This window comes from Mesorhizobium sp. L2C066B000 (genome assembly GCF_000502335.1).
In the GTDB taxonomy this organism is placed as follows: Bacteria; Pseudomonadota; Alphaproteobacteria; order Rhizobiales; family Rhizobiaceae; genus Mesorhizobium.
On the sequence record NZ_AYWZ01000001.1, the window covers coordinates 937,135 to 962,377 of the forward strand.

General features: G+C 60.5%; 21 protein-coding genes. 6 read left to right on the forward strand and 15 right to left on the reverse strand.

The features are described from left to right. Window positions 1-48: 48 nt before the first annotated feature. The 5 genes from X733_RS161430 to X733_RS161410 form a co-directional block, all read right to left on the reverse strand. Window positions 49-1,926: a methanol/ethanol family PQQ-dependent dehydrogenase gene (locus tag X733_RS161430; RefSeq protein WP_023748051.1), complete on the reverse strand. Its 1,878-nt coding sequence runs from the start codon at window positions 1,924-1,926 to the stop codon at window positions 49-51. Beyond that, window positions 1,923-2,705 carry a heme-binding protein gene (locus tag X733_RS161425; protein WP_023668014.1) on the reverse strand — a complete coding sequence of 261 codons (783 nt, stop codon included), beginning with the start codon at window positions 2,703-2,705 and terminating at the stop codon, window positions 1,923-1,925. The genes X733_RS161430 and X733_RS161425 overlap by 4 nt, the downstream gene beginning before the upstream one ends. 274 nt (window positions 2,706-2,979) lie before the next feature. Then, window positions 2,980-4,029, reverse strand: a complete 1,050-nt coding sequence (locus tag X733_RS161420; protein WP_023700011.1) for a chemotaxis protein CheB — start codon at window positions 4,027-4,029, stop codon at window positions 2,980-2,982. Between the two features lie 142 nt (window positions 4,030-4,171). After that, window positions 4,172-5,140, reverse strand: coding sequence for a manganese catalase family protein (locus X733_RS161415; protein WP_023681124.1), 969 nt, complete (start codon window positions 5,138-5,140; stop codon window positions 4,172-4,174). Between the two features lie 367 nt (window positions 5,141-5,507). Beyond that, window positions 5,508-8,660, reverse strand: coding sequence for a GAF domain-containing protein (locus X733_RS161410; protein WP_023817819.1), 3,153 nt, complete (start codon window positions 8,658-8,660; stop codon window positions 5,508-5,510). Between the two features lie 221 nt (window positions 8,661-8,881). On the opposite strand from X733_RS161410, the gene X733_RS161405 reads away from it, so the two are divergent. The 4 genes from X733_RS161405 (at window position 8,882) to X733_RS161390 (ending at window position 11,510) form a co-directional block, all read left to right on the forward strand. Continuing rightward, window positions 8,882-9,136: a hypothetical protein gene (locus tag X733_RS161405; protein ID WP_023817820.1), complete on the forward strand. Its 255-nt coding sequence runs from the start codon at window positions 8,882-8,884 to the stop codon at window positions 9,134-9,136. Window positions 9,137-9,264: 128 nt separating this feature from the next. After that, window positions 9,265-10,323, forward strand: coding sequence for an alpha/beta hydrolase (locus X733_RS161400; RefSeq protein WP_023817821.1), 1,059 nt, complete (start codon window positions 9,265-9,267; stop codon window positions 10,321-10,323). A 20-nt stretch (window positions 10,324-10,343) separates the two neighbouring features. Further along, window positions 10,344-10,874: a DUF1003 domain-containing protein gene (locus tag X733_RS161395; RefSeq protein ID WP_023687817.1), complete on the forward strand. Its 531-nt coding sequence runs from the start codon at window positions 10,344-10,346 to the stop codon at window positions 10,872-10,874. Between the two features lie 243 nt (window positions 10,875-11,117). After that, window positions 11,118-11,510 carry a response regulator gene (locus X733_RS161390; protein WP_023700015.1) on the forward strand — a complete coding sequence of 131 codons (393 nt, stop codon included), beginning with the start codon at window positions 11,118-11,120 and terminating at the stop codon, window positions 11,508-11,510. A 185-nt stretch (window positions 11,511-11,695) separates the two neighbouring features. Here the strand turns inward: X733_RS161390 and X733_RS161385 are convergent, their stop codons facing one another. The 3 genes from X733_RS161385 to X733_RS161375 all read right to left on the reverse strand — a co-directional run bounded on the left by X733_RS161385 (window position 11,696) and on the right by X733_RS161375 (window position 13,160). Beyond that, on the reverse strand, window positions 11,696-11,872 hold the full coding sequence (locus tag X733_RS161385) for a hypothetical protein (RefSeq protein WP_155924154.1): 177 nt from the start codon (window positions 11,870-11,872) through the stop codon (window positions 11,696-11,698). Between the two features lie 192 nt (window positions 11,873-12,064). After that, on the reverse strand, window positions 12,065-12,301 hold the full coding sequence (locus X733_RS161380) for a hypothetical protein (protein ID WP_023668023.1): 237 nt from the start codon (window positions 12,299-12,301) through the stop codon (window positions 12,065-12,067). A gap of 19 nt (window positions 12,302-12,320) precedes the next feature. After that, on the reverse strand, window positions 12,321-13,160 hold the full coding sequence (locus X733_RS161375; protein WP_245274382.1) for a Crp/Fnr family transcriptional regulator: 840 nt from the start codon (window positions 13,158-13,160) through the stop codon (window positions 12,321-12,323). A 306-nt stretch (window positions 13,161-13,466) separates the two neighbouring features. Between X733_RS161375 and X733_RS161370 the strand changes: the two genes are divergently transcribed. Further along, window positions 13,467-16,796, forward strand: a complete 3,330-nt coding sequence (locus tag X733_RS161370; protein ID WP_023817823.1) for a DEAD/DEAH box helicase — start codon at window positions 13,467-13,469, stop codon at window positions 16,794-16,796. 73 nt (window positions 16,797-16,869) lie between these two features. Here X733_RS161370 and cyoD read toward each other — a convergent pair whose 3' ends face one another. The 5 genes from cyoD to X733_RS161350 all read right to left on the reverse strand — a co-directional run bounded on the left by cyoD (window position 16,870) and on the right by X733_RS161350 (window position 22,004). Continuing rightward, window positions 16,870-17,280, reverse strand: a complete 411-nt coding sequence (cyoD, locus tag X733_RS161365) for a cytochrome o ubiquinol oxidase subunit IV (protein ID WP_023748059.1) — start codon at window positions 17,278-17,280, stop codon at window positions 16,870-16,872. After that, window positions 17,277-17,954, reverse strand: a complete 678-nt coding sequence (locus tag X733_RS161360) for a cytochrome (ubi)quinol oxidase subunit III (RefSeq protein ID WP_023748060.1) — start codon at window positions 17,952-17,954, stop codon at window positions 17,277-17,279. Before X733_RS161360 ends, cyoD begins: the two co-directional genes overlap by 4 nt. Next, window positions 17,951-19,951, reverse strand: a complete 2,001-nt coding sequence (cyoB, locus tag X733_RS161355) for a cytochrome o ubiquinol oxidase subunit I (RefSeq protein WP_023817824.1) — start codon at window positions 19,949-19,951, stop codon at window positions 17,951-17,953. The genes X733_RS161360 and cyoB overlap by 4 nt, the downstream gene beginning before the upstream one ends. A gap of 2 nt (window positions 19,952-19,953) precedes the next feature. Further along, window positions 19,954-20,919 (reverse strand): ubiquinol oxidase subunit II, encoded by a 966-nt coding sequence (cyoA, locus tag X733_RS25095; protein WP_081726068.1) that lies wholly within the window; start codon window positions 20,917-20,919, stop codon window positions 19,954-19,956. Between the two features lie 194 nt (window positions 20,920-21,113). Next, the gene (locus X733_RS161350) at window positions 21,114-22,004 is read right to left on the reverse strand and encodes an MBL fold metallo-hydrolase (protein ID WP_023668030.1); all 891 of its coding nucleotides are present in this window, start codon (window positions 22,002-22,004) and stop codon (window positions 21,114-21,116) included. Window positions 22,005-22,303: 299 nt separating this feature from the next. Between X733_RS161350 and X733_RS161345 the strand changes: the two genes are divergently transcribed. Further along, window positions 22,304-23,461, forward strand: a complete 1,158-nt coding sequence (locus X733_RS161345; protein WP_023817825.1) for a hypothetical protein — start codon at window positions 22,304-22,306, stop codon at window positions 23,459-23,461. A 69-nt stretch (window positions 23,462-23,530) separates the two neighbouring features. Here X733_RS161345 and X733_RS161340 read toward each other — a convergent pair whose 3' ends face one another. Both X733_RS161340 and glf read right to left on the reverse strand, forming a co-directional pair. Next, the gene (locus tag X733_RS161340; protein ID WP_023817826.1) at window positions 23,531-24,052 is read right to left on the reverse strand and encodes a ferritin-like domain-containing protein; all 522 of its coding nucleotides are present in this window, start codon (window positions 24,050-24,052) and stop codon (window positions 23,531-23,533) included. A gap of 47 nt (window positions 24,053-24,099) precedes the next feature. Further along, complete coding sequence (glf, locus tag X733_RS161335; protein ID WP_023733195.1) at window positions 24,100-25,242, reverse strand: UDP-galactopyranose mutase; 1,143 nt, start codon at window positions 25,240-25,242, stop codon at window positions 24,100-24,102. Between the last annotated feature and the right edge of the window lies 1 nt (window position 25,243).

A 25,243-nucleotide genomic window follows, 5' to 3' on the forward strand; every position in this document is an offset into this window, starting at 1 on the left:
AGCCGTTGACACCCCTTTCGCGCCGGACCTACGGTCAAGTACAATCCATCAAGGCAGCCGGAACACATAAAGCGTGCCTCCCGAGGTTGTCGCGTTCTTCAGATCCTTCATGGCATTGACGAAACCGAGCGCGGCGGTGGCGTCACGCGGGTCAAGATCGCCCGATACAATGGCGCCGGCCCAGCCGCCGACGCCTGAGAGGATGGCGACATATTGGTGCCCGTCGGGACCGCGATAGGTGATGGGCTGGCCGATGATCCCGGACGAGGTCTTGAACTGCCAAAGCAGGTCTCCGGTCTTGGCGCTGACCGCCTTGAACCAGCCTTCCATCGTGCCATAGAAGACAACGTCGCCGGCGGTCACTACCGCGCCGCTCCACACCGGGAAATTCTCCTTGAGGCTCCAGGCCGGTTTCTCTGCGGCGATGTCCCAGGCGGTGAAGGCGCCGCGATTGCCGCCAGGCCCTGGTATCATGCGGACGTTCATGCCCACATAGGGCGTGCCGGCGATGTAGTTCACCTCGACGCCTTCTTCATCCATGCACAGATTGTTGTGCGGGATGTAGAGCAGGCCGGTCTTCGGCGAGAACGCGGAAGGCTGCCAGTCCTTGAGGCCAGACGCCGTCGGACAGATATCGCGAACGACCTTGCCGGTGCCGGTCTTCTTGTCCGGATTTACGATCAGCCGGCCGGTTTTCAGATCCACGCCTTTGCTGGAGTTGACCGGACCAAAGGGTTTTGCCGACAGCACCTCGCCGGTGGTCCGGTCGAGGATGTAGAGATAGCCGTTGCGCTCCGGCCGGATCAGCACCTTGCGCGGCTTGCCCTGCCAGGTCATGTCGAGCAGGATCTGCTCGTTGATGCCGTCATAATCGTGGAGGTCGTGCGGGCTCCACTGATAGAACCATTTCGCCGCGCCGGTGTCGGGATCGCGCGCGAAAATGCCAGACGTCCACTTGTTGTCGCCCGGCCGCAAATCCGGATTCCATGGTCCGGGATTGCCGGTGCCGTGGAAGATCAGGTTCAGATCGGGATCATAGGAAATCCAGCCCCACATGTTGCCGCCGCCGATCTTCCAGGCTTCCGGCGGCCACGTCGTGACGCCAAGATCCTTGCCTTTGTCCATGTCGTAGTGCGGCTTGAAGTCCGGTCCGATCAGCACGTCCTTGTCCGGCCCGGTGCTATAGGCGATCCAGACGACATGACCGTCGCCGGCGTCGAGCGCCTTTACCCAGCCGCGAACGCCCATCTCGCCGCCGGAATTGCCGACCAACACTTTGCCCTTCACCACAAGCGGCGCCATGGTGATGGTCTCGCCGATGTTGATGTTGCCGACATGAGTGTTCCAGATCGGCTTGCCCGTGTTCGCATCAAGGGCAATCGTGTGGCCGTCCAGCGTATTGAAAAAGATGCGCCCGTCGGCGAATGCCACCCCGCGGTTGACGACGTCGCAGCAGGCCACTCCCTGTGCCGCCGGCTCGGGATTGGGTTCGTACTTCCACTTCATCGGGGCGCCGGGCTTGGAGAGATCGAGCGCATAGACGAAGTTGGGAAAGGGCGTCACGATATACATGGTGTTGCCGACGACCAGCGGCGCTGCTTCCTGGCCCTTGTTCACGCCTGTCGAGAACGTGAACGCGACCTGCAGGTTCTTGACGTTGCCTTCATTGATCTCGGAGAGTTCGCTGAAGCGCGTCGACGCGTAGTTCTTGGCCGGCATCGTCCATTGGCCGTCATCGGGTGGCGAAGCTGCGGCTGGCGGTACGATCGCTGGTGTTTTAGGAGGCTCGGACGCAGCGCCCAGAAGCAGCAGGCATGCGAGCAGCGTCACCAGAAGGATAGCGCCAAAGGAATTCCCGGCTGCCAATTTGCGGGTACGTCGTTCTACGTCAACGCGCGTTAATGCCAACTGCGGCATAGCTTTCATTTATTGATCGAGCCTCCCACGCCGGCGCCGAGTTCGGCGGCGATGTCGGCCTCCGTTCCGGCGCAAAGCGGATGGCCCCAGCCCGAAGCGCTTTTGCCGCCGGGGTCCAGATCGTAGACAATGGCATCCTTGCGATTTGGATTGACGCCTGCCGGGACCTTGTCGAAGCCGAGCGCCGCGCGGATACGCCAGGCGACATTGTGATCGGCGCATGAGGAATCGCCTGAAACGCCGAGGCCGCCGACAATGCTCTTGCCGTCGTAGAGGGCAAGCCCGCCGCCAAACACCACGACGCCTCCGATCGGCTTGCCGACGAGCGGGTCGCCGGCGCTTCCGAACGTTTTGGGATCGCCCGTATAGGCCGCGGCCTGGTTGACGGGATTGGTCTCCTGCAGGCCAAATAGCGGCCCGCCCGGCTGCACCCCCGCATAGAGATTGGCCGTAGAGAGGGCCATCTGAGCCAGGCTGAGACCGTTGGCCGTGTTGGCTTTCTCCGCTGCTATGAGCCGACTTCCCGGCCATTGCGAGTCGGGGGTGGGGCCGCTGAACGCAATCGCGCAGACAGTGCCGTCACGGGCAACGATGGCTGCCCATTCGTTGGTTTCAAAGCCGCCATTCGCTGGTCCGCCGCTTGCCTTCACGTTGGCTTTGAGGGCTGCAAGCAGCTTGTCGTGGTCGGCCGGACAGGGTTCCTGCGCCATGGCCTCGTGCCCGTGGAACAGGCCACCCATCAGCAACAGCAGGCCAAAAAGAGGTACGAAAAGCTGATAGCGATACATTGTCCTGGCATTCGTTCACATAACAAGGACCACCCCGGCAGACCGCAGAATGCGAGGATACGTCCAATGCGTCAGTGCCTAACTCGCGTAATGCTTCTATGTTCCTGCTTTGCATAAAATTCGTGCAGTTGGATTTGGGTGCAGGTGTTCAATCAAAGCATGGGACCTGGATACCCGTGGCCACAGGCCAAGCGGTGAGGCAACGCGGCTGATCCGGGAAAACCGCGATCGGGACAGCGCAGACGTACCCGCCCTGACAAACGCTGTTGCCTTGTCACGGCGTTCGACGATGGATGATCTCTTCAATAAGTTTCGCGTCGGCTTCGTATTCCGCGGCCCGCGCAGCCATTTGACTGGCCAGGCTGTGTCTTTCCCGCGCGGCTTCGCGTTTTGCCGTACGTTTCGCCAACTCAGCCCGCTGCTGGTGCGCTCTTAAAAGGCTCCAAAGAGCCTGCTCCGCATCGTCAGCCTGGGCCTGCATCAAAACGTCTGCTCCGAACGCATGTCCGGTGTGGCAGCGGTAACGGGTAATCGGCCCGTCTTCTATCTCCCATAGGGGGCCATGACATTCGGGGCAGACAAATGTCGAGGGGGCGCCAAGCTGGCCTTCGGTCAATTCCATTGTGCTGTGCTCCTGAGCTGCAATCGCTGCCTCAAGGCGGATGCCGGACGGGATTTCTGGTGTCGGCCCTGCGATTTCGGAAGCAAGCCTGTGCAACAGGCCAGCCATTTCGGACAGAGGGACGCAATGGTCGATTTCCACATTCTGCAAGGCGCTCAGCGGCATATCGGGTACTGCGGCGTCGCCGGGGTCCTGGACTACGCTGACGCCTCCGCACATCTTGATTGCGTGCAGGCCGGCGGTGCCGTCGGAGAGGCTGCCTGTGAGCACGACGCCGATCACGCTGCCGCCAAAGCTGCAGGCCGCCGATCGAAACAGGGGGTCGATGGCGGGGCGCGCCAGGTTCTCGCGCGGCCCGCGCCGCAGCAGCATATGATCGTCATGTAACAGAAGGTGAGCTCCGGGCGGTGCAACGAAGATGTGCCCGTTTTTAACCTTCATGCCGTTGGAGGCATTTGCAACGGGCATGTTGGCAGCGCGACCGAGAATGTCGCCGAGGTAACTCGTGGGACCAACGTGCTGTACGACGAGGAGAGCCGCCGGGATGTCCGGCGAAAGATCGCGGACAAGTCTCTTCAGCGCGTCGACGCCGCCGGCCGATGCTCCGATTGTCACGATGCACCGGTTCTTGCAACCGTCGGGACGGACCTTGTCCGGCTGGCCCGCACGCTCCGAATCTGATCGTGGTGCGGCGGTGGCCATGGTTGCTTCACCCACATTCAGCACAGATGTCGATGCGAGCGCTCCGGCCAAGTCCGTTGCTGGTCGGGCGCCCTGCCTTCGTCGGTGTTAGCTTCCGGCCGCATCGCGGAACATAGATGCCCGCAATGATGTCGGCTCTGTACTAACGCCTACGTGCGCGTTTGACAGCAGCCTCTGCCACGGCCGGGGCCTCCTGAATGCTTGCCGCGCCGCCGAAATCGGCGTTCTTGGTACGGCCAGCTCCCGGGCCCGCTCCTAGATCAGCGCCTGTTGTCGGATCGGAAGCCGGATCGGAAAGCGTACGGTCGGCCATCCTGGCCACCACCTTCATGTCTTTGGCCCCCAGCTTGACAGTTGCCAGGCCGTCTCCGCCGTCGACGGGCATCACCTCTTCAAGGTCATCGATCCGATCCCACTCTTCGCCGGAATTCCATGGGCCAGCGACATCGCCGTCGCCTTGAGAGGTGTTGACATACATGCTGGCGTACTTCTCTACGCCTGGGAGCTTGCCGGAAGGGAAATTGTTTTCGATCGCGTAGAGTGCTTTCTCGAACGACTTCTGGTGCGCGATCTCGCGGGTCATCAGGAAGCCGAGCGCGTCCTTGATTCCCGGGTCGTCGGTGATGTTGATGAGGCGTTCGTAAACGATCTTGGCGCGGGCTTCGGCGGCGATATTCGACCGCAAATCCACCGTAGGTTCACCGCGCGAGTCGACATAGGCCGCGGTCCAGGGAACGCCGGCTGAGTCGCACAGCGCGGGAGCGCCGCCGAACAGAATTGATTCCTTGGCTGTTGTGCCGCTGGCGCCGATCATCAGGTAAAGGTCGGCTTCCTTCATTTGGCCCTCGGCCAGCTGTGCCTTGAGCCCCTTGTTGAGCATGGTGACGATTGATCCCACCACTTCGAGATGGCTGAGTTCTTCGGTCGCAATATCGAGCAACATGTCGCGACGGCCAAGATCGTCCTCGCCAAGCCCTTGCGTGAAATAGCGCATGGCCGCTGCAAGCTCGCCATCAGCGCCGCCGAACTGTTCCATGATCATGCAGGCCAGGCGAGGATTCGGCTCCGAGACGCGAACGGTGTATTGCAGGCGCTTGTTGTGCATGAACATGGACATCTCTCCGGTTAGATCATCCGAACATCCCGGCAAGTTGATTGTTCCATCCGGCCATCGGCCAGCGAGCATTTTTACGGTAACTTCAGTGTTGAGCATCGCAGGGAGCCAGAGGCGGCATTTATTTCTCCGACCGGTGACCGGCGGCAACGAGATTTCGATCGTGCTGCGCCATCACAGCAATGAGCAAGGCCGCGGATGGGCAAGAGGTAGACAAAATCTGGAGGGATACTGGCTCGGAAAAGTGAAGCCGGGCCATATTAATACGATGTCGGTGTCGACACCTTCGGCCCGTTTCGCCGCACACCTTACGCGGCAAACGCCGGGTTCGGTCACACGGCGAGCGTCGCGGGCTGTTGCCCGTTCACTTTCGATCCAGCACCTTCCGGACTTTCTCTGCCAATTCGTCGATCGTGTAGGGCTTGGTCAAAAGTTCGGTTCCGAAATCGAGCGTGCCGTTGTGGACAATCGCATTTCGTGTGTAGCCGGTGGTGTAGAGCACTTTTAGCGACGGGTGCATTGTCTTGACCTGATCCACCAGCTCCCGGCCCGACATCTCCGGCATCACCACGTCGGTGAACAGAAGCGACGGCACTTGCCCGCTTTCGACGGCCACCAGCGCTTCGCGTGGACCTTGCATTTCCAGCACAGAGTAGCCCAGTTCCCGCAGCGCTTCCGCGGCCATCAGCCGGACGCGATCTTCATCCTCGACAACCATGATGATCTCGTCTGCACAGCCGGGGTGCTCGCCTGCCACGACGTCGATTTGGCTGTCGAGCACGCCATGGTGCGAGCGCGGCAAATATATTTTCAAGGTGGTTCCAATGCCCTGCTCGGAATAGATCTTCACACTGCCGCCGGACTGGCGAACAAACCCATAGACTTGGCTGAGTCCCAGCCCGGTGCCTTTGCCGACCCCCTTGGTGGTGAAGAACGGATCGAAGGCTCTTGCGACAACATCAGCAGTCATGCCCGTTCCTGTATCGGTGACCGCTATCATCACATACTGGCCGGAGGGGATCGCGTTCTCCCTGGCATAGCGATCGTCGACGTGGGCGTTTGATGTCTCGATCGTCAGCTTGCCGCCAGCAGGCATGGCATCCCTTGCGTTGACGCAAAGGTTGAGCAGCGCGCTTTCCAATTGCCCTGCGTCGGCCTCGACATGCCATAGGCCCGCAGCGAGCACGGTCTCGATCTGGATGGTCTCGCCAAGCGTCCGGTTCAGCAATTCGCTCATACCGGAGACGAGGCGATTTGGATTCAGCCGCTTCGGCGCCAGTGGTTGCTGGCGGGAAAAGGCGAGCAGTCGCCTGGTAAGTTCTGCGGCACGTTGTGCTCCATCGATCGCGCCGGTTACGAATTGGTGGACGTTGGTATCGCCGTTTCTGAGCTTGCGCTGCACAAGGTTCAGGCCGCCGATGATGACGGCCAGCATATTGTTGAAGTCGTGCGCGATGCCACCGGTGAGCTGTCCGACAGCTTCCATCTTCTGGGCTTGGCGCAGGTGCTCTTCTGCTCTGGCGCGTTCCGCAACTTCATCTTTGACACGTTGTTCGAGCGTGCCGTTGAGTGTCTGCAGCGCCTTGAACAGCCGGGAGTTGTCGATGGCCGTCGCGGCATGGCCGGCAAGCCCCAGCAAGGCCGCTTCTTGCTGTTCGGCGAACACGCCGGTCTCTGAATGACCAAGGAAGAGGCCGCCCAGGACCTCGCCCGAACGCGAGACGACCGGCACGGCGAGATAGGAACGCACCGGTAGATGGCCCTCCGGCATTCCCTTGCGGGGCCAGTTCTTGCCGTAGCGCGGATCGGTGAGGATATCGTCGGAACGCACCACGCTTGTTCCGCGGAAAGTGGGCTCGAACACCGCGGTGTTGCGCGGCATGGGAAAGTTTTCGAAAGCAGAACGAGGTGCCCCCGACAGGGCGTAGAGCACATAGCTGTCGCCCTTGTCGTCGATCACATTGTAGAAGAAAGCTCCGAATTGTGCGCCCGACAGCACCACGCCGGCATCGGTTACCGTCTGGACAATTCGCTCTACGTCAAGCTCGGCCGCCACGGCTGCCGCAGTGGCGTTCATCAACTGAAGCTGATGCTCCACCCGCTTTCGCGCGGTGACGTCGACCACGGTGCCGATGAAGCGGATCGCACGGCCGGACTGGAAAAGCGCTTCCCCCGTTGCGGCAATCCAGCGCTCCTTGCCATCCCGAAGGCCGATCGTCCGGTATTCGATGTCGTAGCGGGAGGGGGTGCCTGGCGCGAGCGACTGGCGTACGGCCTCGTCGGCCCGTGCGCGATCTTCCGGGTGGAGGCCCGCCAGGAAGGCGCTTTCATATGTCACCTCCGCGTCCGGCGGCAAACCAAAAAGGGCTTTGCACCGGTCGTCCCAACGCAGCACTCCGCTGATGGGATCGTAATCCCAGGTGCCAATAGCGGCCGCGTCGGTGGCAAGCCTCAGCCTCTCCTCGCTGGCCCGTGCCGCCTGTTCCGAGCGAACGCGCTCGATGTGAGCCCAGGACCGCTCCGTCACCTCGGTCAGCAAGGACAGTTCGCGTTGCGACCAGACGTGGCGCTGCTTGTCGTGGATGGCCATCAGGGCAGTCAGTCGGCCTTGTTTGACCAAAGGCATACAGATGGTTGCCGTTATCCCGATATCCTGAAAGGTCTTCGCTTCCTCGGGAGCAATTTCCTCAAGGTTGTTGTTGATGATAAGCGGCTTGTTGGCGCTGAGGTTGGTGACAGCCAGGCGACCGAAATCGGCAAGACTGTAATATCCCCTGATGCTGGGCGAGCCAGGTGCGCTCCAATCGCCGCGGATGGTGAAATGGTCTTGGTCCTGCTCCATGTCGGCATAGGCGCAAATCGAGACGCCAAGATGTTCGCCGAGGAGCCGAGTGGTGATCTGCATGACAGCATCGGCGTCGGCCGCGAGGGCTATCTCCCTGCCGAGGCGGTCGAGAAAAGCAAGGCGTTCGGCGTTCTCACGCAGGGCCAGTTCGGCGCGAAGGCGTTCTATCGCCGTACGCGTCCGGTCCGCGACTGCCGAAATGAGGGCTACTTCCTCCGTCGCCCAGCGTCTGGGCGCGGAGTGGTTCAGGTATAACAGCGCCACCAGCCCGCCATGCTCGGTAACGGGCATGTTGATGACGGATTGGGCGCTGATGGCTTTGAGTGCCTCCGCATGGCTGCTGGTTCGCGGATCTGTCTCGGCGTTTTCAAAGACAACGGTTTCGCCTCGCTTCAAATCCTCGATATACGAGCCGTAGTTCCTGAAATTCAGCGTCCCAGCCAGGCTTTTGATGCCTGGCGCGTTCCAGTCCCTTTCAATGGTGATCGTTTCTTTCTCTAGATCGATCGTGCCGTATCCGGCTCGGCTGATGCCAAAATGGTTCCCCAGCAGTTCCGCGGCTGCGTAGGCCAGTTCTGCGGGATCCGTAATCTCGCGGATACGGTCGCCCAACGCTGCCAAAAGCTCGAAGCGCTGCAGTTCAGATCGCGGATTGCTTGAAGTGGCCCCCATTTCGCCCCCGTTTTGCCCGGACTTAAATGCAGTCTGCGGCCAAGAGTTCCCCGCAGGACGGCAGTTTCTTTGGCGGGCCGGTCAGCCGAACACGCCGCACCGGTCATAGGTTAATGACAGCTTGGCGCGCTGTGGCGGATAAAGGGGAAACCAGCGGGCACTTGACGAGCTCCCGCTGGCTGGGTGCCCGAACCGCACTTCACTCGTTTGGAGACGTTTTGATGCTTGACCGACCCATTCTTACGAATACGGACGCTCTCTATCCAGACGACCTGAAAACGCTTCGGTCGGTTTTCGACGCGCTGTGTGAGGAATTTGAGATTTCGTCGGACACTACCGCGGCAGAATCCATCGCGAGAGAGCTGGTCAGACTTTTCCAGACCGGGATGACGGAAGCGGCCATGCTGATGATTGCCGTGCGCGCACGTTGGCAGGGTGATTGGAAAATGGGAGGCAGCAGCGCTGCCCAGGCTTAACGGTCCCAACTCCATGGAGAAGGCCTACTTTAGCCGCTTGAGCCGGTTGTACAGCGTTGTCTTGTCTGGCGGAACAAGCTTTCGCCCCGAGAGTTGGGGTCGGGAGATAGTTTCCAACAGGCACGGGCATGGCGTTCGACAGAGATGGACCGAAACTCGCGACCGGGTTGCTCGCGGCCTCGTTGGCGGCGCTGGCGGCATACAACGCCATCCGCGCCAAACGTGCGATTGCCGGCCGGGCATGCGGACGTGTGATGGAAATCGATGGTGTGCGCCTGCATTTTATCGAAGCCGGAACCGGCATGCCGCTGCTTCTCCTGCATGGCAATGGATCCATGGCGGAGGATTTCAAGTCGAGCGGCATCTTCGATGAGGCGGCAAAGACCTACCGGGTGATTGCATTTGATCGTCCCGGTTTTGGGCGAAGCTCACGGCCGCGCGGCCGGCGTTGGTCCGCTCGCGACCAAGCCGACCTTATACATGCCGCCGCCTGCGGGCTGGGTATAGAGAAATACCTCGTGCTTGGACATTCCTGGGGAGCTTGGATCGCCCTCGAATTGGCGCGCAGGCATTCTCAATCGGTCGCCGGCATCGTGCTGGTCTCGGGTTACTACTATCCGCCACCGCGGCTGGATCTTGCACTGGCCGCACTCCCTGCATTGCCTGTGATCGGCACCGCGTTTCGTCACACCTTGCTGCCCCCGCTTGTAAGGCTTGCTTGGCATTGGGCAATGGAGAAGATCTTTAAACCCGCCGTCGTCGCCGGCGACTTCGCCGCACTGGCCAAAGATGTCGCCAGCCGCCCTTCCCAACTGCGGGCGGTTTCTCTGGAGACAGCATCGATGCTGGCCGCGTCCCTCTTGGGAAAAGCCAACTATAGGGACATTGCCGTGCCCACCGGCATCATGGCGGGATCCGGGGACCGGTTGTTCGACGCGCAACGCGATGCACGACGCTTGCACGTGGAAGTCGGTGGGTCTCTCCTTGAGGTGGTTCCGGGCGCCGGCCATATGGTTCATCAGAGCGCCCCGCAAGCGGTGGTTGGCATGGTGCACACTATTGCAGGCCGGCACACCTTGTTCCAAGCGGGCCGTCGGCAGCGACCCAAGTCTCGTGCCGTCGAGTTCAAGGCAGATCCGGCCTCGCGGGAGCCACCGGCGATAAGCGACGCCGCTTGCACGGAATGATCTCCAAACGGGGCTTTCAAATGAGCGACCAACGTCCAGCCGACATGCAGTCGGTGCTCCACCAGAACATACAGGCCCTGGTGGAGCACAGGCGGCAGCAAGAGGAGCACCAAGGCGTTCAAGCGTGGGTCGCCGGCGCTGTTTCGCGCTTCGCGGGAAGCATGACTTTCGTCTATCTGCACCTTGCAATTCTTGTCGTCTGGGTCCTCGCAAACCTTGGCGAGATACCAGCCGTCCCAGCCTGGGACCCGACTTTCGTGATCCTGGCCATGGTCGCCTCGGTTGAGGCAATCTTCCTGTCTACCTTTGTGCTGATCAATCAGAACAGAATGGCCGCCCACAGCGAGCGCCGAGCCGAACTGGATTTGCAGATCAGCCTTCTAAACGAACATGAAACCACGCGGCTGATCGAGATGGTGGCTGCCTTGACGGCGCGTCTGAATATCTCGACCCCGGCCGACAAAGAGCTGCCGGAACTCGCCGAGAATGTGGATCCCCAAAAGGTGATGACGCAGATCCAGCAAGCTTCTGGAGATCAGGAGAACGCTTGATCAAAGCGACCTCGTCGGCAACGGTTAAGCGTCGGCTACAACCTGTAATTCAACCTCATTGTCCAAGGCTGTCGAAGCAGCTAAGCCGGTGTCGGCCTTTTCCAGGGTGGCTTCCCGACGTCACAAGTCCGCCGCGCAATCGAGGCAGCGTAGAGCTTCGATAACCAACAGGCTGCTGCGCGTCAGATGGAACCAAGTTGACGCCGAACTCGTATTAGCGGTGGCGGCTTGGGGAGATTCCGGATGAGCGAAGGTGCTGTTCTGATCGTCGAAGATGAGACAATGATCCTGCTCGACCTCGAGTCAGCTTTGGAGGAGGCCGGCTTCCAGGTGGTCGGCACTCGGAGTGCCGCCGACGCGCTGGCGGCTTTCGACCCCGATCCGACCAAGTTCAAGGCCGTGCTCACGGACATCCGTCTGGGAGCAGGACAGTCGGGGTGGGAGGTCGCTCGGCACTTGCGAAGGTCCAACTCGACCATCCCGGTTGTCTATATCAGTGGCGACAGCGCGGTACACTGGGGAGCGGAAGGCGTGCCCAACAGCATAATGATCACCAAGCCCTTTTTTCTGCCGCAGATCATAACTGCCGTTTCTCAACTTTTAAACGCGCAGCAAGGTGCAGAAACTCACCTCTAGGAATCCGACCGCGGCTCCACGAAACCACCGAACATCCTTTCTTCGGCCAATCGGCGCCGTCCGGCGTAAAGCGTTCGCGTCTGCTTCGGTCAAATGTCGGCGGCCTCAACCAGATGTCGACCTCAGCTCCTTTCCCTCGCCACCGGCTCGCATCCACTCGGAAGCCCTCCCGAAAGCAGGGGCGCTCATTGGTTGAGCTTTCGGTCGAGTTCGTCAAGCAATGACCGATGCTCGCCGGGCATGTCCGCATCTGTCGGCAGATCCAGCAACTGGCGAAGCTGGCGACGATTGGCGTCCGATGAAATCCACTCCCGTATGAGGCGGGCTATGACCTTTTGTTGTGCCTTGCCGATTTCTTCCATGTCAGATTCCGAGCTTGTCCGTTGGACGAACTCGGCGGCTCTTTGATGGTTCCCCGTCCTGTACACAAATCGAGGCACAATCTATGGGTTAATGCATGTCGCTCAAAAGTGGCCATGGTTTTGAGACACGACATGCCAGTGGATGTTTGCAGTCCCAGTCCGCTCGCCTAACGCTGCGCGTAGAGTGCAAATTTATACGTTCGATTTTACCCGAAGCGAGAGGCTCAGCCGCAAAATCTTGGCGCCATTTTCATCGCGCACTTCGATAAACAATTGCTGCCCGTCGACGCTCTTCAGTGACTCTCTCGTGAGGTCGACAAGGCCCTCGAATCCCGCGCGGCGGACCTCCTCGAGGCCAGCGCATTCGACACCTATTTCGTCCTCGAAGATGAGATCGCCATCGCCGCTGTCGAAGAAAAATCGTGCCATCGGAGAGCTTCCGTCACTGCTAATCTGCGGGGTTCCTTTGGTGCAGGTAGGTCGTGTCGAAATCTCCTGCGTGAGTGAGGCCAGCCCAGTCCAGTGCGTGAACTTTTGATCCCGAGGTGGCAATGAGGCCTCTGCGTCGTAGTTCCTGGAGCATCCGGTTGACGTGGACCGTGGACAAACCCAGTGCATCGCCAAGGGCCGCCTGTGTAATGGGGATATCCGCCACGTGATCCTCAATGCGCCCCATGGAGCGCAAGCGAAAAATCAGTTCGCACAGGATGTGAGCCATGCGGGTGTATGCCTCGCGTCTTCCCACATTGATGACCCACTCCCTGTAGATCGCGGCATCTATCAACGTCGACCGCCAAAAAGCGGTGGCGATGCGAGGGTGCTGGTCGCAAACGGCGCGCAGAGTGTCATGCCGCATGAAACCTATTCGCGCCGGCGTAAGGGTCGAGAAGTTACAATCCATGACCGACAGATGCAGCCCATGCAGATCAGGAATGTCGCCGGCGACGAAGAATGATGTGATTTGTCGCTTTCCTTCGCCCGTATGTTTGGTGGAACCGACCAAGCCATCAAGAACGATAAACGAGTAAACAGGACGGTCGCCCTCACGCACCAGATCGTGGTTGGCCAAATATTCCTTCTCCTGGATCGGAATGCCTTTCAGAACGCCGATGTCGGCCTCTCGAAGATCCGAGATGGTCTGAAGCTTGCGAATGAGTACATCCGAGGATGAGGTGGGGAACAAATTGACTACCTGGCTGATGTTGGTGATCGAACTATTATCCGCGCCAAAAGTTCCGATTGGCATGGGGACATATGCGCGGCGGCAGAAGGCGCCGCCGTGCGGCATGGTCCCATGCCTGGAGCGTTCTGCCAGCGTCGAGGGTGGTTGAAGATCCCGGAATGATCGAAGCACCAGTTTTTTAGGACAGCCATAGGTGAGCCAGGCAGCAATGCATTAACCTATGACATAGGCTCGGTTAGAAATGTCCCGCTGGGCAGCCAGCCCCAGGAGTTCGCCGATCACGGCGCAGCTTTGACCCTTCGCTCCGCCCTTTCGAGGGCTGCACCCGCAGCCCGTCCTGGAACTCTTTGATGCGCCACCAGGAACGGGGTGGCTCCGCTGACGTTGTCTCAGTGGCAAGGTGAGATTTCAGTGAACAGGCATATTTCGCGGACGGATGTCGAACAAATCGATCACACGGATGACAGCGGGTCTGCCATAGGGCACGGCGGACCGCCATCCTCAGCAATCGCGGTAGCGCTGGCCCGTGGCCTGGAGACCAGTCGGGACAAGCACATCATCCATATAGCTCCCTCGGAACGCAGTGCCGAGGAGATCGCCGGCGCCTTGCGTCAGTTCCTGCCTGACGCGGATATCATCTTGCTGCCGTCCTGGGATTGCCTGCCCTACGACAGGGTGTGGCCCACACGCGCCAATATGGGGCGAAGGCTTCGTGCGTTGCGTGAGATCGCAACGAAGCCGGATCGCCCGCGCGTCGCTGTGATGTCGCTCGAAGCCATTCTGCAGCGGGTGCCGCCTGCTCCGGTCATCGCTGGCGGTTTCACAATTCTGGAGGTGGGCCAAAAGCTCGACCGTGACGATTTCAGAACCAGGTCCGAAGCCATTGGCTATGTCGTCGACGAGAGGGTCGACGAACCGGGTGAGATAGCCTTTCGGGGCGATCCCATCGATATTTTTCCTGCTGGCGCGGACGGCCCCGTTCGCATCATCGTTGGTCCCGATGCCTGCATCGGCCAGCTCAAGACCTACGACCCGCTCAGTCAGCTCAGCGATCAGGTTCGAGACTCGGTTACGGTCGGACCGGCATCCGAGCTGATCTTTAAAGCTGGTGAGCATCCTGAGTTGACAGCGATGCGCGCGACGTCGATGGAGGAGCGCCTGGTCGCATCGTATGGCGCTATGCCATCCGTCTTCGATGCGGCATCCAGCGCTTCGATCTCCTTCCTTGAAGGGACCGACGGGCAGCCGCTCGGCAGAATTCTGGATCTGGTCGAGGATGCACGTCGTGCCAGGCAGGAGGCAGCCGGAACGAAAAAACCTTTGCCCGGACGATTTTACCTATCCCGTGAAGAGTGGGACGCTGCTCTGCTTAACCGCTGCTGCGTGAGACTTGCCGTTTCTGCCGTGGGAGTTCCCAAATTCTTCCGCCAGGCCCGACCCGGGCATGATTTCGCGGAATTCGTCACCAGGCAGACGAGCGCCGGAGTCAGAGTAGTGTTCACCGGCGATGCCTCTGAACTGCAGCGAGCAGATCGCCTGCTCGATAGGAGACTAGGCCGGCGGGCAGAGGAAGCGGCCGACTTGCCGCAAATCCTTTCGGCCGCGAGGGGCTCTGTTCTCAAGGCTGAATTCGTCCTCGACGAAGGGTTTGTCGACGCGCAATCCAATATCGCCGTGGTGGCCGCATCCGACCTGTTTGGGCCCGCGTTAAAGGCGAGCGGGAGCGCGACCACGGGCATACTCGAACCCGAGTTGCGCATTGGCGATGTCGTCGTCCATGAAGACCATGGCCTGGGCGTGCTCGCCGCGGTCGAACAGGTCGAGTTGGCTGGCCAGCAACAGGATGTCGTCAGACTGGAATATCATGGCGGGGCTTCCTTGCTGGTTCCGGTCGACGACTTTGGACGAATATGGCGCTACGGCTCGGAACCGGAGGCAGTGTCGCTTGATCGCCTCAAAGGCGAGGGCTGGCCGAAGCGACGCGAAGCTGCGTTGCGCGAGATCGACAGGCTGGCCAAACGCCTCTTGAGTCTTGCCAAAATCAGGTCCAGCCAGCCTGCCGAGATCATAAAGCCCTCCCGCACGGACTTGGCCCGTTTTGCGGCGAGATTTCCCTATACGGAGACGCCCGACCAAGCGGCCGCCATCCGCGCTGTGCTCGATGATCTTTCGTCGGGAAGAACAATGAACCGGCTCGTCTGCGGCGATGTCGGCTTCGGCAAGACAGAGGTCGCCCTGCGTGCTTGCGCCGCCGCGGCTTTCTGCGGGAAACAGGTTGCTATCATAGCGCCGACAACGGTGTTGGCACGACAGCACTATGAGACGTTCAGCCGCCGCTTCGCAGGAACCGGCCTGCAGGTCGCCCACCTTTCAAGAATGGTCGGGGCAGCGGACGCGAGAGCGGCAAAAGAGGGTCTGCGGAGCGGCCAGGTTGCGGTCGTTGTGGGTACTCAGGCCCTGGCGTCCAGGAGCGTCACCTTCGCCAATCTTGGACTGCTGGTGATCGACGAGGAGCACCGGTTCGGGGTCAAGTTGAAGCGGGCCCTGCGGACCATGACGCCTTGCCTCCATACGCTGAGCATGACCGCCACACCGATACCCCGGACGCTGCAATCGGCGTTGTCAGGCATCCAGGACGTCAGCGTTCTAAACTCTCCGCCCGCCAAAAGACGTCCCGTTCGCACGATCTTGGCAGCTTTCGATCCAGCATCGGTGCGCGCGGCCCTCCTGCGTGAATTTCACCGGGGTGGACAGAGCTTCTTCGTGGTCCCGCGGATCGAGGATATTGACCCGGCCTGTGACCAACTGAACAGACTGGTGCCGGAACTCCGGGTCAAGACGGCGCATGGTGAAATGAAGGGGAGACAGCTGGACGAAGTCATGGTCGGATTCGCCGACGGTGATGGCGACATTTTGTTGAGCACCGACATCATCGAGAGCGGCCTCGATGTGCCGCGGGCCAACACCATCATCGTTTGGCGCCCCGACCGGTTCGGTCTGGCGCAGTTGCACCAGCTGCGGGGCCGGGTCGGAAGGGGGGCGGTGCAGGCCGTAGCGTTTCTTCTGACCCAACCTGGCGTTGAACTGGCCGACGGTACCAGGGCCCGGCTTTCGACGATGCTTGCGCTCGATCGGCTCGGCTCCGGCCTGGCGATCAGTCAAAGAGACCTCGACCTGCGTGGCGCCGGAGATCTTTTCGGCGAAGACCAGGCCGGGCATATGAAGCTGATCGGAGTGGGCTTGTACGAGCACTTGCTGGAGCGGGCGGTCTCGGCGGCTGGCGGAGGGCCCGACTTCGGCAAGCAACTTGCCGAGATCAATGGCTCGGGAAAGGGGGCTTTTCCCGAGAGCTATGTCGACGAGCCTACGGTGCGCGTTGGCCTCTATGCGCGGCTCTCCCGCATCCGTTCGGAGCCGGACCTCGATACATTCAGCGAAGAGCTCGAGGACCGCTTTGGAGACATGCCTGGCGAAGTAGCCCTTTTGCTGGAATTTACCAGGTTGCGAATAGCAGCGTCGGAATTGGGCGTCGGCAAAGTCGATGTGGGTCCCGAGGCCATCGCGATCACCCCTCGGAACAAGCCGTCGGCGTCCCAATGGCGGAACAGCAAGGCGTTGGGCCTGGACTACCGGAACGGCCGCCTGATTTTCAGGCCGATCCAGCCCAGCGTCTCAGGCATCGATGCGGTTCGCTTAGCGCTTGATGCCCTACGCGCAGCCCAGCCAAAGCACGAGATCTGACGAGCCTTTTGTCTCCTGGGGCCATCGGTGCGAATGGTGCACTGTGGGCGGCCGTGCGTTCGCAGGGCAGCGTTCAAGGCATGGTTCCGGCTTGATGGGGTGTCATGGCAGCCATGTTTTGATTCAGATGGGCCATGATCCAGATAGAGCCCAGAACCACCAGCGCGACGATCAGCACGCCGAAGGCCAGGGCCAGGATGTTGTTGGTGTTGTCCGGCCCGGTGGTCAGGTGCAGAAAGAAGACAAGATGCACGCCCATCTGCGCAACAGCGAGCACCACCAGGGCCGAGATGACCGCGGGCTGGTAAATCAGATCGGTTCGCGCCGCCAGGAATGTCGCCATTGTGAGCAGGATGGCCAGGCCGAAGCCGAGCACATAGCCCGAGAGGCCCCCAGCCGTTTCGTGCTCGCTTATGTGTTCCTCGCCCGGCGCTGAATCGCGGGGGTCCTGCAACTCGCCGGTCTTGCTCTCGATCTCGGTCATGGCGATGCTCCCAGCAGATAGACCAGGGTGAAGATGGCAACCCAAATGATGTCGAGGGCGTGCCAGAAGAGCCCGAAGCAGTGGAGCCGCCGCAAGATGTCGGGCCGAAAGCCCTTGACCCACAGCTGCGCCATCATCGTTCCCAGCCAGAGCAGGCCGAGACCGACGTGGGCACCGTGGCAGCCAACGAGCGCAAAGAAGGCAGAAAGAAATGCGCTGCGCGAGGGGCCTGCCTGCTCGCCGATCATTGCCGCGAACTCCTGCAGTTCCAGGAACAGGAACGCTGCCCCGAGCAACCCCGTGACGAGAAGCCAGAACTGCGTGGCAGCCATTGATCTGCGAAGGGTGGCGAGTGTTGCCACGCCGCCGGTGAAGCTCGAAGTGAGCAGAAGGCCCGTCTGGACCGCAACGCGTGTCGGTTCGAACAGATCCTTGCCTGTCGGTCCGCCGGCGGTTGCCTTGGCGAGCACGGCGTAGGCGGCGAAAAATGCCGAGAACATGATGATGTCGGACAGGAGAAAGATCCAGAAGCCGTAAGTCACTGTGACGAACTTTGAGGCCGGGCCGCCTTCTCCGTGGCCGGTCGCAGAGCGCACCGCGTGCCGACCGGTGTGATTGAGCCGATACGGGTCCCGTGCCTGGGTGCCGACGCTGGAGAATGCATGATCGCTCATGCCGGGCGCTCCCACCCGCGCAGCCAGGCAAACTGGGCTGCCTTGTGGTCATGGTCGATGCGGGCGACCTCGTCGACAGGGATCTGGTAGTCTCCATGATCGCGCCAGGCGAATACGACGAAGGTTGCGTAGGCGCCGATGAAGCCGACGATCGCCAGCCACCATATATGCCAGATCAGCGCGAAGCCGATCAGTGTGCTGAAGAAGGCGGTGACGAAGCCAGTCGGGCTGTTGCGAGGCATCTCGATCGGCTCATATGCCTTTTCCTCGTCCGAGCTCTGTTCGATCCCTCGTTGCTTGATGCTCCAGTAGGGCTCTTCGTCTTCCACGTGAGGCAGCCGTGCATAATTGAAGACAGGAGGAGGAGAAGATGTCGACCACTCCAGCGAACGCCCGTCCCACGGGTCGCCGGTTTCGTCGCGAAACTTGTCGCGATGCCGGATCGAAACGAAAAGCTGTGTGATCTGCAGCGCCGCGCCGGCGATCATCACCACCACGCCGAAAGCGGCCACCACCAGCCACGGTGCCCAAAGGTCCATATCGATATGTTGCAGGCGCCGCGTCATGCCGAGCAGACCGACAATATAGAGCGGTACGAAGACCAGCATGTAGCCGGCCAAGGTGACCCAAAATGCCGCTTTTCCCCAGCCTTCGTGCAAACGGAAGCCGAACGCCTTGGGGAACCAGTAGGTGAAGCCGGCGAATGCTCCAAACAACACGCCCGAGATGATGACGTTATGGAAATGCGCGACGAGGAAAAGGGAATTGTGTAGCACGAAGTCGGCCGGCGGGACGGCAAGCAGGACGCCAGTCATGCCGCCGACGGTGAAGGTGGTCACGAAAGCCAGTGCCCAAAGCATCGGCGTGTCGAAACGAACGCGCCCGCCATACATGGTGAAGAGCCAGTTGTAGATTTTCACACCGGTTCCCACGGCAATGACCGACGTGGCGATGCCGAAGGCGGCATTAACGTCCGCTCCGGCACCCATAGTGAAGAAGTGATGCAGCCAGACCATGAACGAGACGATGCAGATGAACATCGTGGCCGCGACCATCGAACGGTATCCGAACAGCGGCTTCGATGAAAAAGTCGAGAAAATCTCGGAAAAGATTCCGAAGGCGGGAAGCACCAGGATGTATACTTCGGGATGGCCCCACGCCCAGATCAGGTTGACGAACATCATCTGATTTCCACCGGCTTCGTTGGTGAAGAAGTGGAAGCCGAGATACCGGTCCAGCGTCAGCATTGCGAGCGTGGCGGTAAGGATCGGGAAGGCTGCGACAATGAGCAGGTTGGACGCGAGCGAGGTCCAGCAGAACATCGGCATTCGCAGATAGCCCATTCCCGGCGCCCGCATCTTGAGGATAGTCGTCACCAGGTTGACACCGGTGAGCAGCGTGCCGACGCCGGAGATCTGGATCGCCCACAGATAATAATCGACACCGACGCCCGGCGAGTAGGTGGTTTCCGACAAAGGGGCATAGGGCAGCCAGCCGGTGCGCGCGAACTCGCCGATCACAAGCGAGATGTTGACCAGCAGGGCTCCGGAAGCCGTCAGCCAGAAGCTGACGCAATTGAGCGTCGGAAAAGCGACATCGCGTACGCCAAGCTGCAGCGGCACGACGAAATTCATCAGGCCGATCATGAACGGCATCGCGGCGAAGAAGATCATGATCGTGCCGTGCGCGGAAAAGATCTGGTCGTAATGCTCCGGCGGGAGGTAGCCCGGCCCGTGAATCGCCAGCACCTGTTGTGTGCGCATCATGATAGCATCGATAAAACCACGAAGAAGCATGAGCATCGCCAGCACAATGTACATCACGCCGATGCGCTTGTGGTCGACCGAGCTTATCCACTCGCTCCACAGATATGGCCAGTACCCCTTCACCGTTATCCAGCCAAGCACGGCGGCTGCTGCCAGAAAGACGCCAAGGGCTGCGCCGAGGGGGATGGGTTGATCGAAAGGAACGGCCGACCAGTCGAGCTTGCCCAGCATCGTCATTCTGCGCCTTGTGGATGATGGGTCATCGTTGCCGCCGCCGCGGGTAATGCCCTTGGGCTCACCTGTGGCTCGCCGCTGGCTGCGCTCTCAGCAGGCCCCGGACCCGGTGGGAGCGTCTGCTGAACGACCGCTTCGAACAGCCCAGGCTGGACATGACCGAAGGAAGCCGGCGCCACATTTGTGCTTTGCCGGGCGAGTTCGCGATAGGCGTTGGCGTTGAGCACGCCGCCCCCGCCACGCAGCGATGACGCCCAGCGGGTGAAGGCATCGGCTGAAACCGCGCTCACACTGAAATTCATATCCGAGAAGCCGTCGCCGCTGAAGTGCGCCGACTGGCCGAAAAAGCTGCCCTCGCGGTCGGCCTGCAGATGCAATTCGGTCTGCATGCCGTTCATGACGTAGACCATGCTGCCAAGCTGGGGCACGAAGAACGTGTTCATCACGCTGGCCGAGGTCAACTTGAAACGCACTGGAACACCGGCGGGAATAACCAGTTGATTGACAGCGCCCACGCCCTGCTCGGGATAGAGGAACAGCCATTTCCAGTCGAGCGCCACCACCTGAATGTCGAGCGGCGGCTGGCTAGAAGGGATCGGTTTGCGCGGATCGAGCTGATACGATCCGTAGTAGATCAGACCGCCAATGAACAGGATGGTGAGCGTCGGGATCGACCAGACGATCAACTCCACGCGTCCCGAATAGGTGAACTCCGGGTTATAGCGGGCGTTGCTGTTCGAGGCGCGGAACTTCCAGGCGAATGCCAGAAGTGCAACAAGCGTGGGAACAACGATCACCAGCATCACCGCCAGCGAGTTCAAAAGGATCGTGCGATTACCGACACCAATTGGTCCTTGGGGATCGAGCACTCCCCCCGCGCAACCGGGCAAGAATGCGCCTCCGACGATCCAGAGCAGTTGGCGTGTCAACTTAGGGCTGGATGGCAAGAACACCGGCTCTGCAATCTCTCTTTGCGGGAACGCGGGCTAGAGGCATGCGTTCGTCGGGTTTCCATCTGAGCCTCCCCATGGCGCGGAACCTCGCGGCACTTCGCAGGGTGTCGCCACCTGAGCGAGTGCCCCAACTGTCGCCGGCCGGGTTTGTTCCGCCGGACCGAGTTACTCTGTCCGATGGTCCCGCCTTGGCCCAATCTGGCCATTCAGAACGATGGCGGCTCGATTGGCCTAGCTATCGGCGACGCTGGCTCCCGCACGAATTTCAATTTCGGCGGGACGGCGAATACCCTGAATCGCTCAGCCAGATTATCGAGAGCCTGACGCATGCCCACTCCCGCAGCAGCCGCACCGTGTCCACTGATGACCATCTGGGGGCCCAAGGCAGCCAGATGCTTCACGGACCTTTCCGCTGCATCCCAGTCTGGCGTGAAATAGCGCGGCGGACCGTGCATCTCGAGATCCTGAATGGCGACTTCATAGACCGACTCCTGACCGGTGGTGATGAAAGCGTCTCCTACGATGAGCGAGCGGTCTTGCTCGCGCCAGAGCGAGATATGCCCAGGGGCATGTCCGGGTGTGTGCAGCCATTGCCATCCGGGCATTCCGGGGATCGATCCATCGGCGGGCAAGGGTTGCAAACGGCTGCCAAGATCGATTGGCCCGCGTGGAAAAAGCGGTGAAAGCAGCGCCATCAGTCCACCCCCAACCCAGGGATCCGGTGGCGGATAGGATGTGGTTCCGTCCAAATAGGGGTGCTCGAGTGGATGGGCGAAGACAGGCACGTCCCAGCCATTTGCGAGTTCTAGAACCGTTCCCACATGGTCGAAATGGCCATGGGTCAGGATGATTGCAGCCGGCCGTGCGTTAACGCCGAACCGCTTTTCCGCGACCGCTAGAATGCTGCTGCGAGACGTCGGCAACCCGGTATCGATCAGCACCCAGTTCCGATCTCCGCTGCCCGGTGCGCCGAAGAACACGACATTGACGATTGCTAGCCGCAAGTAACCCAGGTCCGGTGCGATGCTCCAAGCGCCGTCGCCACGATCCTCGCGCCTGGCGTGGTCGATCTCGGAAAGTCGAATCTGAACGGTCATGTGATCCCATGCCTCTGTTGTTGCCGAGCAGCCGCTCGAGTGGATGACGGCGGCTGTACATCGCCCCGAACTTGGGACGGGCCTCCTTGTTCCTCATTTGCACGCGGCGCCCGGACAGTTCACCACCGGAACAAAGGCTCTACCAATGGGTTCGGCACTACCCGGCCACGCAAGGACGAGCTGGACTGAGCAACGAACATGGGGCGCGCCCGACTGAATTCGGTATTTCGCCAACGCGGTTCCCGGTCCGGACAAGGCGGCCGAGTTCGAAGCCGATTGCCCAAAGGAGACTTCGAAAAATGAGCGAAGTGGGACGCCAGACGGAGGCCTCGGTTCCGGAAGCTTCGCGCTTCGCCAGTTTTTTCATGGCAGGCTTTGAATGCTCCTCGCACCGGCGCAAGGACGGCGTTCGCCTCGATCTTATTCGTGCGACCTCGCATAATTTGCATGCCCTGGGCGACTACCGCGGCTGCGCCGAACTCGGCCTTCGCACCATCCGCGACGGCCTGCGTTGGCATTTGATCGAAACCGCTCCCGGAACCTATGACTGGTCAAGTTGGGCGCCAATGGTCGAGGCAGCCCGATCGGCAGGTGTTCAGGTAATCTGGGACATCTTTCACTACGGATCTCCGGACCATGTCGATCAGGGCTCGCTGCATTTCATCGACGCCTATGCCTCGTTCGCGGCGGAAGCCGTCAAGGTACACCGTTCGATCACCGGAACATCGCCTCTGTTGTGTCCCATCAACGAAATCTCCTTTTTCGCATGGGCTGTCGAGGTCGGCTATTTCCCGCGCGTGGGGCCGAACAAACATGGATGGTTCAAGCGGCACCTCGTCAAGGCCGCCATCGCGGGTGTTCGTGCAATGCGGGAGATCGATCCCGCCTGCAGATTTGTCTGGGCCGAGCCGCTTATCCATATCGCCCCTCGTGACCGGACCCGCAGCGAACGGCGCCGGGCCGAAAACGCCCGACAGGGACAGTTCGAAGCTTACGACATGTTGCTGGGCCGCGTCGAACCTGAGTTGGGCGGGAGCGAAGATGTTGTCGATGTCGTGGGCTTGAATTTTTACCCGCACAATCAATGGTACGTAAACGGGCCGACGATTCCGATGGGACACCACGAGTACCGCGCCCTGTCGGAAATGTTGCTAGAAGTTGCTCACCGGTACGGCAAGCCGATGTTCATTGCGGAGACCGGCTCCGAGGGATCCGGCGGGCCGGCTTGGCTCCACTATGTCTGCGACGAGGTGCGTTCCGCAATCAGTCTCGGAGCGCCGATCGAGGGTATTTGCCTGTACCCGATAACGGCCTACCCGGGCTGGGACAATTCGCGACATGCCGAGGTTGGTTTGTTTTCCGTCATCCAGGCTGATGGCAGGCGACACCTGCGCAAACCCACAGCAGATGAACTGGCCCGTCAGCAAGCTCTTCTCGTGGCGGACACGACGCCTTGAAGGGGCCTCAAACGGGGGAGGGGCGGGCGGGCGTCTGTTTCGAAACGCCGCCCGCGCCGGTGCGGTGCATCAGCTTTTTGCAGTCGCCCCAGCCTCGCGCAGCCTGGCATATCGCATGGTAACGTCGCTCAGATTTTCCTTGAGCCAGTTGGCCATGGCTTCCTCTTCGTTCAGGTTCTGCTTGAGGGCCCTTTCAGCATCCTGGAAGCCCCCGGCGTCGGCCAGTACCAGCAGCGAATTGTAGGCAGCAATCTCGTAGTTCTCGAATGCGAAATTCGCCAGGCTGTTCTTGATGATCTCGTCGCCGGCCATCGAATGTCCAATGGCGGCTACGCTGCCAACCATCGACAAGGCAGTGTCCTTGAGGGTGGAGTGCTCCTCACCAAGGCTCTCCAGGACGGACTCGAGTCTCGTGATCTGGCCTTCGGTTTCCTGAATGTGCCGGCGCAAGCGATCGGCCACCTCCGGATAGTTCTCTATACGCTCGACCTGAGGCTTCATGATCGACAGCGCTTGATTTTCCATGGCGTGCGCGTTCCGCAAACCGACGATAAATATCTCACGGCTTTCCGAGTTGAAGTTTGTATCCATCGAGTTTCTCCTTCTGATACCCGCCCGATCTTCCGTCTTGGAAGAAACTATCTTCTCGGCTCGGCCAACAACGGCTCCTCCGTGCGCGCCCAGGCCGGGAGGCTTTTTTGGATGCGCGCGAAAGTGGCCAGAGCCTGTCCGACTACCTGGTCCATGTTGTAATAGCGGTAAGTTGCAAGCCGACCGACAAACCACACGTCTGGGCAGCTTGCCGCGAGCGCTTCATAGCGCTTGTAGAGCACTTCGTTTTCGGGCCGGGGCACGGGATAGTACGGGTCCCCGATGTCCGTGGGATATTCGTAGGTCAGGCTGGTCCGCGAACTCTGCTGGCCGGTCAGATGTTTGTACTCGGTAATGCGCGTGTAATCTTCCGTCTGGGGATAATTGACCACGGCAACCGGCTGAAATTGCTCGCAATCCAGTGTAACGTGCTCGAAACGAAGCGAACGGTACGGAAGGTGCCCGAGCTGCCAGCCGAAATATTCATCGATCGGGCCGGTATAAACCATGCGCCTGAACGGTATCTTCTCACGAATTTCACGGAAATCGGTCTGCAGCATGATCTTGATATTCGGATGGTCGAGCATGCGCTCGAACATCCGCGTGTACCCGCCGGCCGGCATTTTCTGGAAGCTGTCGCTGAAATAGCGGTCGTCACGGTTGGTCCTGGTCGGCACTCGTGCCGTCACGGATTTGCTCAGCTGACTGGGATCGACGCCCCATTGCTTTCTAGTGTAGCCGCGGAAGAATTTTTCATAGAGCTCGCGCCCCACGGTGCTGACGACGACGTCCTCAGCCGTTCGGACGTCCTCCACCGTTTCGCGTCGCGACGCGAAGAAATCCTCCAGCTGTGCCGAGGTCAGGTCCAGCCCGTAAAGCCGGTTGATGGTGTCGAGATTGATCGGGATGGGAACCAGTTGCCCGTCTACGGCCGCCAACACCCTGTGCTCGTACGGCCGCCATTGCGTGAACTGCGAAAGGTAGTCCACTATGGCTTGGCTGTTGGTGTGGAAGATGTGCGGGCCGTAGCGATGGATGAGGATGCCGGCTTCATTGTAGCAGTCATAGGCGTTGCCTCCGACATGGCTGCGGCGATCGATCAGCAAAACGCTTTCCTGACGCTGCGACGCTATCCTTTCGGCAAGCACGCTGCCGGCGAAACCCGCGCCGACGATCAGCCAATCGAACATG

Coding starts and splice junctions, on each gene's coding strand:
- X733_RS161380 (WP_023668023.1), bottom strand. CDS start 12,301: ATGGCACGATTTTTCTTCGACAGCGGCGATGGCGATCTCATCTTCGAG.
- X733_RS161400 (WP_023817821.1), top strand. CDS start 9,265: ATGGCGTTCGACAGAGATGGACCGAAACTCGCGACCGGGTTGCTCGCG.
- cyoD (WP_023748059.1), bottom strand. CDS start 17,280: ATGACCGAGATCGAGAGCAAGACCGGCGAGTTGCAGGACCCCCGCGAT.
- X733_RS161425 (WP_023668014.1), bottom strand. CDS start 2,705: ATGTATCGCTATCAGCTTTTCGTACCTCTTTTTGGCCTGCTGTTGCTG.
- X733_RS161385 (WP_155924154.1), bottom strand. CDS start 11,872: ATGGAAGAAATCGGCAAGGCACAACAAAAGGTCATAGCCCGCCTCATA.
- X733_RS161395 (WP_023687817.1), top strand. CDS start 10,344: ATGAGCGACCAACGTCCAGCCGACATGCAGTCGGTGCTCCACCAGAAC.
- X733_RS161420 (WP_023700011.1), bottom strand. CDS start 4,029: ATGGCCACCGCCGCACCACGATCAGATTCGGAGCGTGCGGGCCAGCCG.
- cyoB (WP_023817824.1), bottom strand. CDS start 19,951: ATGCTGGGCAAGCTCGACTGGTCGGCCGTTCCTTTCGATCAACCCATC.
- X733_RS161390 (WP_023700015.1), top strand. CDS start 11,118: ATGAGCGAAGGTGCTGTTCTGATCGTCGAAGATGAGACAATGATCCTG.
- X733_RS161340 (WP_023817826.1), bottom strand. CDS start 24,052: ATGGATACAAACTTCAACTCGGAAAGCCGTGAGATATTTATCGTCGGT.
- X733_RS161345 (WP_023817825.1), top strand. CDS start 22,304: ATGAGCGAAGTGGGACGCCAGACGGAGGCCTCGGTTCCGGAAGCTTCG.
- X733_RS161375 (WP_245274382.1), bottom strand. CDS start 13,160: ATGCCGCACGGCGGCGCCTTCTGCCGCCGCGCATATGTCCCCATGCCA.
- X733_RS161430 (WP_023748051.1), bottom strand. CDS start 1,926: ATGAAAGCTATGCCGCAGTTGGCATTAACGCGCGTTGACGTAGAACGA.
- X733_RS161350 (WP_023668030.1), bottom strand. CDS start 22,004: ATGACCGTTCAGATTCGACTTTCCGAGATCGACCACGCCAGGCGCGAG.
- X733_RS161410 (WP_023817819.1), bottom strand. CDS start 8,660: ATGGGGGCCACTTCAAGCAATCCGCGATCTGAACTGCAGCGCTTCGAG.
- X733_RS161405 (WP_023817820.1), top strand. CDS start 8,882: ATGCTTGACCGACCCATTCTTACGAATACGGACGCTCTCTATCCAGAC.
- glf (WP_023733195.1), bottom strand. CDS start 25,242: ATGTTCGATTGGCTGATCGTCGGCGCGGGTTTCGCCGGCAGCGTGCTT.
- X733_RS161415 (WP_023681124.1), bottom strand. CDS start 5,140: ATGTTCATGCACAACAAGCGCCTGCAATACACCGTTCGCGTCTCGGAG.
- X733_RS161360 (WP_023748060.1), bottom strand. CDS start 17,954: ATGAGCGATCATGCATTCTCCAGCGTCGGCACCCAGGCACGGGACCCG.